Consider the following 12,610-nt stretch of genomic DNA (forward strand, 5'->3'; position numbering starts at 1 on the left):
GATTATTATAGGGTACTGGCGGCGCAACGTCGGCGCCGCCTGTGTTTTTTATTTATTATGAAAATAACCATCTTCGATGGTGACTTTGAGTACGACTTTCTTCACTACGCTATTACAGATAAAACGATAGGCTTCATGGTTGTCACAAATAACCATTTGTCCTTCGTGCACTTCTACGGTTTTTCCGCAGCCTTTCAAATATTCGCGGTCGGTTTCATCGCGATAATATTCAACCACCTGGAGATCCTCTTTGGCGGCATACTCTATTTTTTGCTGTCCTTGCAGGTAGTAATGGATCTCAAAATAACGACGATGACCGGTAAACAGCGCATCGGTTGCAGAGTCTGTCTCTACACGGTAGCTCAGAGAATCACCGATAGAGTGAGCGACGCCTGGCTGAATATTGTCAATATTTTCAATGGCCTCGACGCAGCGTTGCCATTTCCGACCCGAAGCATAGCGTTGCTGGAACTGCTCTAAGTTGTCGATGATCCTCATTTTGTATTCTCGCTGTGCATATTCGTGGAAAAGAACCCGGTGCCAAAAGCACGGTTGGCGGTGGTTTGAGCGCCAGACTCACTGCCGGAAACCGGCAACAACGTGAAGCCGTAGCTGAATGACGTAAACCAGACGCGCCAGGAATCAAGTACCTCGCTTCCCCACGAGTTAGAACCTAAGCCCAGTAGCTGATGGTCCAGATTAAGGGTGATGTCATCGCTGTGCTGCAGCTCATTACAGTGCTGTGCGGCAAAGATATTTTCTGGCGTATAGCGCCAGGCGCTCAGGTTGACAGGGCGCTGCGGAATCACTAGCAAACCGTTACCGTGACGACTGGTTAGCGTTGCCCAACGCACGTCCTGACGATTGCCGTTGTTTTGCGGGAACGGATAATTCTCGAACATCTCATCCACGCTGCTGCGCCAAATGTCGATGATGTTGGCCTGCTGACTATCGGCATAGTTTTCACCAGGACCACGTCCGTACCAGGCCACCTGTCCCAAATCACCGCTGATGCCCATCGTGAAGCCGATACATGGAATAATGTCCCGGTACTCGCCGTAAGGCTGGCCGGAAAGCTCCACATTCAACTGACCGTCTGCGGCAATCCGCCAGCGATAGGTGCAGCGCATACCGAAATCAAATACCGGCGGGGCGATAATCGTTTGGCTGGTGATGAGCAGCGCATCTTCGGTTTGCTCAAAGGTAAAGTCGCGCAGATGCTCCTGCATTATCTGTATATGATTTGGCTGCCAGAGGCCTTCGAACTCTTGCTTGTGGTTATCTATGGTTGGTTTGAAGAAATTAATCTTCGGCTCGCGGGTAATCAGCTCTTCACCATTGACGTTCCAGCTAATGGGTTTACCGGTCAGCTTTGAGAACGTCAGATGGAAGTTATAACCGCGAACGGTGCAGCTCTGGCGGTTCTCTTCCAGCGTCAAAGGGGTGGCGTTTTGCAGACTGAACGGTACGGCAGTCGCCGTTCTGGCTTTCAGCGGGAACTGATAAGTCGCGATGTGATGCCCGGCTTCGCTGTATAACGTGCGGGAATCTTTCGTCACGGTGACGTTGAGGAACGTCTCGCGCGCATCCAGCTCCGGCAGCGTGTATTGCAGCAGCGTATCGCTGTTGGGAGGAACGTCGCGCAGTTTTATCTGCTGAGCAGAGAGCGTATCTCCTTCGGCGCGAACCTCAATATGCAAGGTGTAGTCGTCAAGCGTGGTAAACCACAGTTTGTTTTCTACCCGCAGCTCGCCGCGAGCCAGATCCTGCGCGCGCACTTTCACTGGTGCAATTACCTGCTTGTACTCTTGCAGACCCGGGCCTGGGGTTTGATCGGAATAAATCAGGCCATCAAGGCAGAAGTTGTAGTTGTTCGGGTAGTCGCCGTAGTCACCGCCATAGTTGTACCAGACGTTACCGTCGTCATCTTTGGCCTGAATCCCGTGATCGCACCACTCCCAGACATAGTGTCCCTGAATGCAATCATGCTGATAGAAGACGTTCTGATATTCCGTTAGCCCGCCGGGGCCGTTGCCCATTGCGTGAGCATATTCGCAGATGATGCGCGGTTTAGGATGTGGGTATTCACCAAACTCATTCATCAACGGTACGCGGGTGTACATGGTGGAAATGATATCCACCACTTCGGCGTCACGATCTTCTTCGTAGTGGATCAGACGCGTGTCATCCAGCGCTTTTGCCGCGTGGTACATGGCGCGAATATTACAGCCGTAGCCGGATTCATTGCCGAGCGACCAGATGACGATCGACGGGTGGTTTTTCTGCGCGTGGACGTGGCGTACGATGCGCTCAACGTAGACATTTTCCCACAGCGGATCGTCGGTGATCCGGCTGATATCGCCGATATTAGCGAAGCCGTGAGATTCAACGTCGGTTTCGGCCATGACGAACAAACCGTAGATATCGCACAATTCATAGAAACGTGGATCGTTCGGGTAATGGGCGGTGCGTACGGAGTTGATGTTGTGCTGCTTCATTAACAGCAGATCTTTTTCCACGCGATCCATACCGACCGCGCGACCCTTGAGATGATCGTTATCATGACGGTTGACGCCATGCAGCATGACATAGCGGTTATTGATGTAAAACAGACCGTTGCGAACGTTGATATCGCGGAATCCGACGCGCTGCGGCACAACCTCAAGGATGTTGCCGCTGGCATCTCTCAGGGTCATCACCAGATGATAGAGATACGGCGATTCCGCCGACCACTGCTGTGGTGCGCTGACCTTGAAATTGAACGCGGTGCGGGTGAGTTTATCCACCGTCAGAGCGTTAATCACGCCGCTATGCAGTGTCTGCTCACCGTCAAACAAAGTGTATTCGAGCGATGCCATCGTTGGCGTGGAGGCGATGTTTTCCAGCACGATGTCGCAGGAGAGGGTGGCATCGCGATAGTCATCATCGAAATCGGTACGAACGGTAAAATCCTGGATATGGGTCGCCTGTTTTCCGACCAGATAGACGTCGCGGAAAATTCCCGCCGACCACCACATATCCTGGTCTTCAACGTAGGTGGAATCAGCCCATTGCATGACGCGAACGCACAGCAGGTTGTCACCGGTTTTCACCACTGCGCTGATATCAAACTCGGCCGTCAGGCGACTGCCTTTGCTGAAGCCAACATACTGACCATTCACGTAAACTTCGAAGTAGGTTTCTACGCCATCAAATTTAATCAGCGTCTGTTTGCCCTGCCAGCCTTCGCTGAGAGAGAAAATACGCTGGTAGGCTCCGGTGGGGTTATTGGTCGGCACGTAGGGGACATCAATCGGGAAAGGAAAACCTTCGTCGGTATACTGCAGCTTGCCGTGCCCTTCCATCTGCCACATACCGGGGACGGTGATGTTGCCCCAGTCGCTCATAAACTGCGACGTAAAGGCTTCCGGCACCTGCAGCGGATGCTCAAAGAACTGGAAATTCCACTGACCGCTCAGCAACTGAAAGAGGCTGCTGGTTTCGCGGGCAAACGAGCGAGCCTGCGCAACGGAGTCGTAAGAGAAAAAATATGCGCGTGGCGCCAGTCGATTTTCGTGGGTGAGCTGAATGTTTTCCCAGCGATTCATAAGGCCTCCCGGTGGAGAAAAATCGGAACCATTCATTTTAATGGTGAGTAAGTGTAATTGATGGTGATTTTAGTAAAAGTTTTACTAAAATATAGCGAGTGAGGTGATTTACTTTAACTGGATCACGAAAATAATTCGGGCGCAGAAAAAAATGCATGACAATGCGCGCCCGGCTTCAGCAGAAACCGGACGGATTAACGGGGGATTTTAGCGGGTGGTGCCGCGCAGTTTCAGCTTGCTGGGAACAAAAACCAGCAGGGGAAGTGCACGTCCGTCGCGGGCTTTCTCAAACAGCAGGTTGACGCCCTGACTGCCCATCATTTCTGAATGGATGCGTACGGTGGAAAGCGGAGGAAAGGTGAAGCGCGCCGTCGGGATATCATTAACGCTAATCAGCGAAATATCCTGCGGAATGTTCAGTCCACGCTCGTGAATGGCGCGCAGAACGCCAATAGCAATCGAGTCAGAAGCTACAAACAGGGCGCTGGGATAGTCGGCTTTCGCCAGCATTTTTTTGGCCAGTTCATAGCCTGATGAACTGGAGAAGCCACCGCGATAAATATCTTGTTCTGAAACGACCTGCTGCAGGCGACCGTATTCGACAAACGCGGCTTCGCGGATATCAGCCTTGCCAGGCTGATCTTCGCCGCCGATGAAGCCAATGCGGGTCACGCCCTGGGCGATGAAGTAGTCGATGCTCTCTTTACTGATGCGGGCCAGATCGATATCGACAGCGTCATATTCGCTGCCGGGTTCATGAAAATCGATAAAGCAGATGTTGTCGGTAAGCGCTGTTGCCGCCTCGCGCAGCGCAGGAGAAGGCTTGCCGACAATAAGAATGCCGGTAATGTTTTTGCTCTCCGGCAACCCACTGTGCTCATAGCAGTTGGTCAGTTCAATCCCCAGCTTCTCGCACTGGGTTTCAATCCCATGGCGGATCGCGAGATAGTAAGGATCGTTGATTTCCAAATCCTGCTGATAGCTGTAGAGCGCCAGAATATGCTGGGGGCCGAGTGCGCTGGTCTGGTTCTTACGGGCGCTGCTGGTTTTGTACTCCAGCTTTTCCGCGATCTCCAGAATGCGATGCTTGGTCTCTTCTTTTACATTCAGCGTGGGGTCATCGTTTAAAACCCGGGACACTGTCGCCAGGGACACGCCAGCTTCGATTGCGATGTCTTTAAGTGTTGCCATGTTTGCCTTTTCCCTGAGTTACCTGCGCATTGTAAATGAAGTGCTTATCTATTCATCTGTTTTCAGTAAAAAAAGCACGTTTAATTGACATGCTCGGGGTAAAACTGGGCTTGCAGAGTGTGATGGATACGTCATTTCCCCGCTTTTGAGAACAATGCCCGGAAAATAGTTTGCTAGTATTTAGTAAAATTTTACCAAAGGAGAAAACAATGGATACTGTCGCATTTGCTGATTTTGCCCGCATGGAAATACGTGTTGGAAAAATCGCACAGGTTAAGCGCCATGACAATGCCGATAAGCTGTATATCGTACAGGTTGATGTGGGAGAGCGTACGCTGCAAACCGTGACCAGCCTGGTGCCTTATTACAGCGAAGAGGAGCTGATGGGGAAAACGGTGGTGGTGCTGTGTAATCTGCAAAAGGCCAAAATGCGCGGTGAAACATCAGAGTGTATGCTGCTGTGCGCTGAGACGGACGATGGCAGCGAAAGCGTGCTGTTAACGCCAGAACGGGTGATGCCTGCAGGCGTACGGATTGTTTAAATTGTGCTGATGCCGGATGGCGGCTACGCCTTATCCGGCCTACGTTTGCTCACGCAGGCCGGACAGACATCTGTTACATCTGCTCCACGCTCACCCGTAATGCTGCCAGGGCTTTGCGTGTTGATCGCAACACCAGATCGCATTGCTCGATCGTTAACGTTAGCGGCGGTTCGATGCGGATCGTCTTGGCATTGTTCAGCGTCCCAGCGACCAGCACCCGCTGGCGGAACATCTCACTGGCAAAGTTATAGCCGATTTCATTATCGACAAACTCAATCGCCATCAGCATGCCTTTGCCGCGTACATCATGTACCAGGTCCGGGTATTCCCGCGCAAGCTGACGGAAACCATCCAGCAACATGTCGCCTTTCTGCTCCGCCTGAGCCGGTAAATTTTGCTCCAGCAGGACGTTAATGGTGGCCAGCGCAGCCGCACAAGCGAGCGGGTTGCCGCCAAACGTGGTGGTATGCAGGAAAGGATTGTCGAACAGGACGGAGAACACCTCTTCGGTGGCAATGGTTGCGCCAATGGGCATCACGCCGCCGCCTAACGCTTTGGCCAGACACATAATGTCGGGTTGCACATTTTCGTGCTCACAGGCGAACATCTTGCCGGTACGCCCCATCCCGGTCTGCACTTCGTCAAGGATCATCAGTGCGCCGAACTCATCGCAAAGTTTACGAACAGCGGTTAAATAGCCTTGTGGCGGCAGGATCACCCCCCCTTCACCCTGGATGGGTTCGAGGATCACGGCTGCGACATCGTCACCGGTCTTTTTACACTCGCTGAGCATGGTGCGCATCGCGTTAACATCGCCAAACGGCACATGACGGAAGCCCGGCAGCAGCGGCATAAAGGGTTTGCGGAAGGTAGATTTAGCTGTGGCGGACAGCGCGCCAAGTGATTTACCGTGGAATGCGCCGCTGGTGGCAATAAATGTAAATTTACCGCGCGGTGATTGATACGCTTTCGCCAGCTTCAGGGCGGCTTCAACCGACTCGGTCCCGCTGTTACAGAAGAAACTGTATTTCAGTTTACCGGGCGCCAGTGCGGCGAGAGTTTTTGCCAGCATGGCCCGCAGGGGGTCAAGTAACTCCTGGCTGTGCAGAGGTTGTTTCGCGAGTTGATTCTGTACGGCGGAAACCACGACTGGATTACGGTGCCCCACGTTGAAAATTCCAAAACCACCCAGGCAATCGACGAACTCCTGCCCTTGGGTGTCGACAAGCGTATTCAGGCTTCCCGCTTGCCACTCTACGGCTCCGTAATCCCCGCCTGCAGTTACAGATTTTCGATACTCTAAGAACCCCGGATTGACATGCTCCTTGAAGTACTCAATCACCTCTCGGTTTAACGATTTCATTTCCTCATGATCAAGCGTGCGCTTTTCGATGAGATTCAGTGCGTGTGCGCTGCAGGCCAGGGCCGATGCGCTGGAAGGTAACCTGTTCAAAATATGCTCCCGGAGCTCGCGTATCACATGATACTGATTTAAGTATTGCAGGGATTGCGCCATTCCGGCGCGCTTAGCAAAAATCGGGATAAACACCAGGAAACATCTTATTTACGCAACATTTAATGCCATTATTTAACATTTGCTGGCATTTTGCCCAAGTCAGGAGCCTGAAAACAGATCGAATAAACGCAAATTTGCTCTAAAAATGGGCAATATTTGCACTGTGACAGTGCGCTGGTAGAAGTAATATTGAATAGTTACTGGATGAAAGTATTTTAAATCAATGGATTAGAATGCGTACAGTTTTTGAGGTTTAATCGCAAATTGCGATCTAAATCAAATTTAACAACTAAAGATAAAAAAATTATCGCCGAAATAACATAAGCCGAAAGAGTTAACAACCAGATAACCTGCACAGGACGCAATCATGTCTTCTCATCCCTACGTTAGTCAGCAAAATACACCGCTGGATGATGATATCACCCTCATGTCGACCACCAATTTGCAAAGCTATATCACCCATGCGAACGACACCTTCGTTCAGGTCAGCGGCTATCAACTGAATGAGTTGCTCGAAAAGCCGCACAATCTGGTTCGTCATCCGGACATGCCAAAAGCGGCGTTTGCGGATATGTGGTACACCCTGAAGCAGGGCGAGCCATGGAGCGGGATTGTGAAAAACCGGCGTAAGAATGGCGATCACTACTGGGTGAGGGCCAATGCGGTGCCGATGGTGCGGGAAGGACACGTGACCGGGTATATGTCGATTCGTACCCGGGCAACTGACGAGGAAATTGCAGCGGTAGAGCCTTTATATAAAGCGCTGAACGAAGGACGTTGCAACCGGCGTATCCATAAGGGGTTGGTGGTACGCAAAGGCTGGCTGGGTAAACTGCCGGCGATGCCGATTCGCTGGCGGGTACGCAGCGTGATGGCATTCATGTTTGTCCTGCTAGCGGTCGCATTGCAGCAAATGGGGGCTGAATGGCCGTTACTGTTGATGAGTGCATTGGTGATGCTTTTAGGAACGGCTATTTTCGAATGGCAGATTGTGCGTCCTATTGAGAATGTCACCCGTCAGGCGCTGAAAGTGGCGACCGGTGAGCGGAACAGCGTGTCGCATCTTAACCGCAGCGATGAACTGGGACTGATGCTGCGAGCAGTGGGCCAACTGGGATTAATGTGTCGCTGGCTTATTCATGACGTCTCCAGCCAGGTGAGTTGCGTGCGCAGCGACAGCGAAACGCTGGCAAAAGGTAGCGATGATTTAAATAAGCATACGCAGCAGACCGTCGAGAACGTGCAGGAAACGGTGACCACCATGAATCAGATGGCGGCATCGGTAAAACAAAACTCAGAGACCGCCGCGGCGGCTGATAAGCTCTCTATTGCCGCCAGCAGCGCGGCAACGCACGGCGGTGAGGCGATGGATACCGTCATCAAAACCATGGACGATATCGCCAACAGCACCCAGCGGATCGGCACCATTACCACGTTGATTAACGATATTGCCTTCCAGACCAACATTCTGGCTTTGAACGCTGCTGTTGAAGCCGCGCGGGCGGGCGAGCAGGGGAAAGGGTTCGCCGTGGTGGCGGGAGAAGTGCGTCATCTTGCCAGCCGCAGCGCCAGTGCAGCCAATGATATCCGCAAGCTGATTGATGCCAGCGCCGACAAAGTGCAGTCCGGATCCGACCAGGTTCACGCCGCAGGACGCACGATGGACGATATTGTGGCGCAGGTGCAAAACGTCACTCAACTGATCGCCCAAATCAGCCACTCAACGCTGGAACAGTCGGATGGTCTTTCCAGCCTGACCCGCGCGGTGAATGAGCTGAGCAACATTACGCAGAAAAACGCCGAACTGGTTGAAGAGAGTGCGCAGATTTCCGCAATGGTGAAACATCGCGCGGGTCGTCTGGAAGATGCGGTCACGGTGCTGCATTAATACTAATAATACAGGCGGAACGTCGGGCAAACGGGTTCCGCCTGCTGTGCAGATTAATCCAGCTGAGTAATATCCAGCGCAGCGCGATCGATAATACCGATGATTTTTTTGATCTGCGCATCGCTGGTATCACCATGATTAACGCGTAGATCCAGCACGGCTTTGAAGTTTTCCAGCGCGCGTTTCATCTGTGGATTTTTGCGTAATTCAAAACCCACGCAGCGGGCTTTGATCCGTTCGTGGATATGGCCCAGATGTTCACGGTTTTCATCCAGCCATTGCTGGCCCTGAGTCGTGATCGCAATCTGTTTACGCCCACCTTCCTCGTCGCTGATGGTGATCAGTGCCTGATCCTGCAAGAAATCCAGCGTCGGATAGATAACGCCCGGGCTCGGGGTATAGTTACCCTGAGTCAGGGTTTCAATCGCTTTTATCAGCTCATAGCCGTGGCTGGCGTCGCGGGTCAAGATATCCAGAATGACCAGGCGTAATTCTCCGTGACCGAAGAAGCGTTGGCGACGACCACCGCCGCCGCGACCATGGCGGTGCCCGCAGCCGTGTTCGTGGTGGTGATCTTTGTTACAGCCTTCATGGCGATCTTCTTCACCTTTGCAGCAGCCTGCATGGTGCTCGTTGTGGCGGCCTTCGTGGTGATGTCCTTCACCCTTGCAGCAGCCTTCGTGTTGGTGCTCTGTATTTTTGCAGCAACCTTCATGATGGTTTTGCATCATCGTCTCCTGATGTTGTTTAGATATATCTAATTTATATCTAAAAACTGGTGTTTTGCAAGTCTACAAATTAAATGCTATTTAAGATTATGATTATTAAATATTTTTATTGTTTTTTGATAGCTGTTTAATCAGACGGTGACTATATCAAAAAAGTGCTTGCAATCTTCTTGATTAGCAATCATTATCATTTAAAAATGAATTTAGATATATCTTATTATTTTCACGAAGGCGAAAACATGACAAAAAACACCTCACGCTACCCGCAGCGCGTTCGCAATGAACTGCGTTTTCGGGAACTTACCGTCCTGCGCGTAGAGCGTATTAGCGCGGGCTTTCAGCGCATTGTACTGGGCGGTGACGCTCTGGACGGTTTTAGCTCACACGGCTTTGACGACCATACCAAGGTCTTTTTCCCTGAACCGGGCAGCCACTTTGTGCCGCCTGTCGTCACCGATGAAGGCATTGTCTGGGCTGACGGTGTGCGTCCGCTTTCCCGTGACTACACGCCGTTATATGACGAAGCGCGCCATGAGCTGGCGCTGGATTTCTATATTCATGATGGCGGCGTGGCGAGTACATGGGCGATGAATGCCCGCGAGGGCGACAAGCTGACAATCGGCGGGCCGCGCGGTTCTTTGGTGGTGCCAGAGGATTATGCGTATCAGGTTTATGTGTGCGATGAGTCGGGAATGCCCGCGCTACGCCGACGCCTGGAGTCGCTCAGCCGTTTAGCGGTACGTCCAAACGTCACGGCGCTGGTCAGCGTGCAGGATGCGGCGTACCAGGATTATCTTGCCCATCTCGACGGGTTTACTATTGAGTGGTTTATCGGCCATGACGCGCAGGCGGTGAATGAACGCTTATCGCGACTAACCGTGCCCGCAGATGATTATTACGTCTGGATCACTGGCGAAGGCAAGGTGGTAAAAAACCTGAGTGCTCGCTTTGAAACCGAGGCGTTTGACCCTCAACGGGTGCGTGCGGCAGCCTACTGGCATCAGCGTAAAGCGGCAGATTAATAATTAGATGGCGGAACGCCAAACGCCTGGCGGAAGGCATAGCTAAATGCCGCGGTGCTTGAATATCCTACGTCGAGCGCCACGGCGGTCACGCTTTTATTTTTTTTCAGCATTAATACGGATTCCAGAATACGCATTTTTTGCTTCCAGACGCTGAAAGGCAATCCGGTTTCTTTTTTGAAATGGCGTGAAAAGGTACGGGCAGACATACCCAGATGATGCGCCCAGTATTCAACTGAATGCTCCAGGGCGGGGGATTCTTGTATGGTTCGGCATACTTTGGTTAATTCGCGATCCTGCGGCCAGGGTAATACAAAGGCGACTTCCGGGAGTTGCAGAATAATATCGACCAGTACGCTAACCAGTTTGCCCTCTTTTGACTGGCTATCATAATGACCTGAAATTGAATTCGTGGCGTAATGAATAAACTCTCTGGCGAAATCACTGATAGCCACAACTTTGCATTCATTGATGTTCTCTTCAAGAAAGCCCGGTTTAATATCCAGATTTTCTAAATACACATCATCCAATGCCCAAACTGCATGCTCAGTATTATTTGGGATCCAGATGCCATAATGCGCCGGGATTATCCAGCACTTACCAGCAACATCAATGCGCATGCTGCCTTTGCGGGCGAAATGAAATTGCATAAAAGAGTGTGAATGCTGCGGTACATGGTGGTTGGCTTCCAGGACATAAGAGCGAAAGAATACGTCCTGCGGCAGTTCGGTCATGGAGTTATCCGGGAAGGAGTTCCACTGTTTTTGCGCCAGAGTTTCCATAAATGAATCGTCAATACTCCCGATGATGTGTCCGCTGCTCGATAGATCTTGTCCGCGGATCATAATACATACACTCTTTTTTCCATAATAATCTTGCGTAATAATTTTTAGCCCACTTTTGGTAAATACCATGAACTCGCTTTGTTCAGATGCTGTCATCGTCAATGAAACAAATGATAACTGGACCCGAATGGGAAAAGAGCTGCTTTCACAAGCGGATATCAGAATTAATGGCTCACGCGCCTGGGACATTCAACTTCATCATACCGGTTTCTTTAAACGAGTATTGCAGCAAGGCTCATTAGGGCTTGGCGAAAGCTATATGGAAGGCTGGTGGGACTGCGAACGGCTCGATATTCTGTTCTGCAAAATCCTGAAAGCAAAACTCGACCAGCAGATGCCAGGTAATCTGAAAGATATTTTACGCATTGCCAGCGCGCGCCTGTTTAATTTGCAGTCACGTAGCCGTGCATGGATCGTCGGTAAAGAGCATTATGATATTGGTAACGATCTCTTTGCGCTGATGCTTGATCCGCATATGCAATATTCCTGCGGTTACTGGAAAGATGCAACCACATTAAACGATGCGCAAAATGCCAAATTAAAAATGATCTGCGAGAAGCTGCAGCTTAAACCGGGTATGCGTTTACTCGATATCGGTTGTGGCTGGGGCGGGCTGGCGGAATATGCGGCGCGTCATTATGGCGTAGCAGTAGAAGGCGTTACCATTTCCAAAGAGCAGCAGAAAATGGCGCAGCAGCGCTGTGAAGGGTTGGACGTTAACATTCTGCTGCAGGATTATCGCGATCTTAATAAACACTACGATCGCATTGTCTCCGTGGGGATGTTTGAACATGTCGGGCCGAAAAACTACGACACCTATTTCAGTATCGCCGACCGTTGTTTAAAACCAGACGGACTGTTCCTGCTGCATACCATTGGTAGCAATAAAAAAGGGATGAGCGTCGATCCGTGGATCAATAAATACATTTTCCCAAATGGCTGCTTACCGGCGATTTCCCATATTGCCGAGGCCAGCGAATCACGGTTTGTGATGGAAGACTGGCATAACTTCGGCAGCGATTACGATAAAACGCTGATGGCCTGGCATGAGCGCTTTAATCAGGCATGGCCGGAGCTGTCATCACGTTATTCCGCCACCTTCAGAAGAATGTTTAATTACTATTTATGCGCGTGCGCAGGGGCTTTCCGCGCCAGAGATATTGAGCTTTGGCAGGTGCTGTTTAGCCGCGGCGTAGAGGGCGGGATCCGCGTTTATCGTTAACGTCCGCCGGATGTCGGCGTTGCCTTATCCGGCCTACAAAGCTTTGCACTCGTAGGCCTGATAAGCGCA

The 12,610-nt window shown here is 51.3% G+C and carries 10 protein-coding genes; 4 read left to right on the forward strand and 6 right to left on the reverse strand.

All coding sequences use genetic code 11. From position 1 onward, the window contains the following. Nucleotides 1-48: 48 nt before the first annotated feature. The 3 genes from SK33_RS02960 to ebgR form a co-directional block, all read right to left on the reverse strand. Nucleotides 49-498: a beta-galactosidase subunit beta gene (locus SK33_RS02960; RefSeq protein ID WP_003024776.1), complete on the reverse strand. Its 450-nt coding sequence runs from the start codon at nucleotides 496-498 to the stop codon at nucleotides 49-51. Continuing rightward, nucleotides 495-3,587 (reverse strand): beta-galactosidase subunit alpha, encoded by a 3,093-nt coding sequence (gene ebgA, locus SK33_RS02965; RefSeq protein ID WP_048218681.1) that lies wholly within the window; start codon nucleotides 3,585-3,587, stop codon nucleotides 495-497. The genes SK33_RS02960 and ebgA overlap by 4 nt, the downstream gene beginning before the upstream one ends. Nucleotides 3,588-3,794: 207 nt before the next feature. Further along, nucleotides 3,795-4,778: a transcriptional regulator EbgR gene (gene ebgR, locus SK33_RS02970; protein ID WP_003024771.1), complete on the reverse strand. Its 984-nt coding sequence runs from the start codon at nucleotides 4,776-4,778 to the stop codon at nucleotides 3,795-3,797. Nucleotides 4,779-4,987: 209 nt separating this feature from the next. Here ebgR and SK33_RS02975 point away from each other — a divergent pair, with 209 nt between their 5' ends. Beyond that, nucleotides 4,988-5,320 (forward strand): tRNA-binding protein, encoded by a 333-nt coding sequence (locus SK33_RS02975; RefSeq protein WP_003024768.1) that lies wholly within the window; start codon nucleotides 4,988-4,990, stop codon nucleotides 5,318-5,320. A 73-nt stretch (nucleotides 5,321-5,393) separates the two neighbouring features. Here SK33_RS02975 and ygjG read toward each other — a convergent pair whose 3' ends face one another. Further along, on the reverse strand, nucleotides 5,394-6,773 hold the full coding sequence (ygjG, locus tag SK33_RS02980; protein WP_168150126.1) for a putrescine aminotransferase: 1,380 nt from the start codon (nucleotides 6,771-6,773) through the stop codon (nucleotides 5,394-5,396). 430 nt (nucleotides 6,774-7,203) lie between these two features. On the opposite strand from ygjG, the gene SK33_RS02985 reads away from it, so the two are divergent. Further along, nucleotides 7,204-8,724, forward strand: a complete 1,521-nt coding sequence (locus tag SK33_RS02985; RefSeq protein WP_048218680.1) for a methyl-accepting chemotaxis protein — start codon at nucleotides 7,204-7,206, stop codon at nucleotides 8,722-8,724. A 53-nt stretch (nucleotides 8,725-8,777) separates the two neighbouring features. Here the strand turns inward: SK33_RS02985 and SK33_RS02990 are convergent, their stop codons facing one another. Further along, nucleotides 8,778-9,455, reverse strand: a complete 678-nt coding sequence (locus SK33_RS02990; RefSeq protein ID WP_161800363.1) for a PadR family transcriptional regulator — start codon at nucleotides 9,453-9,455, stop codon at nucleotides 8,778-8,780. Nucleotides 9,456-9,691: 236 nt separating this feature from the next. Here SK33_RS02990 and SK33_RS02995 point away from each other — a divergent pair, with 236 nt between their 5' ends. Then, nucleotides 9,692-10,474, forward strand: a complete 783-nt coding sequence (locus SK33_RS02995) for a siderophore-interacting protein (protein ID WP_016151014.1) — start codon at nucleotides 9,692-9,694, stop codon at nucleotides 10,472-10,474. Here the strand turns inward: SK33_RS02995 and SK33_RS03000 are convergent. Further along, entirely contained in the window at nucleotides 10,471-11,319 is an 849-nt protein-coding gene (locus tag SK33_RS03000) for a helix-turn-helix domain-containing protein (RefSeq protein ID WP_032941143.1), read from the reverse strand. The genes SK33_RS02995 and SK33_RS03000 overlap by 4 nt on opposite strands. Nucleotides 11,320-11,386: 67 nt before the next feature. Between SK33_RS03000 and cfa the strand changes: the two genes are divergently transcribed. Next, nucleotides 11,387-12,541 (forward strand): cyclopropane fatty acyl phospholipid synthase, encoded by a 1,155-nt coding sequence (gene cfa / locus SK33_RS03005; RefSeq protein WP_003846231.1) that lies wholly within the window; start codon nucleotides 11,387-11,389, stop codon nucleotides 12,539-12,541. The last annotated feature ends 69 nt before the right edge of the window (nucleotides 12,542-12,610 follow it).

The organism is Citrobacter sp. MGH103 (assembly GCF_001034475.2).
In the GTDB taxonomy this organism is placed as follows: domain Bacteria; phylum Pseudomonadota; class Gammaproteobacteria; order Enterobacterales; family Enterobacteriaceae; genus Citrobacter; species Citrobacter freundii.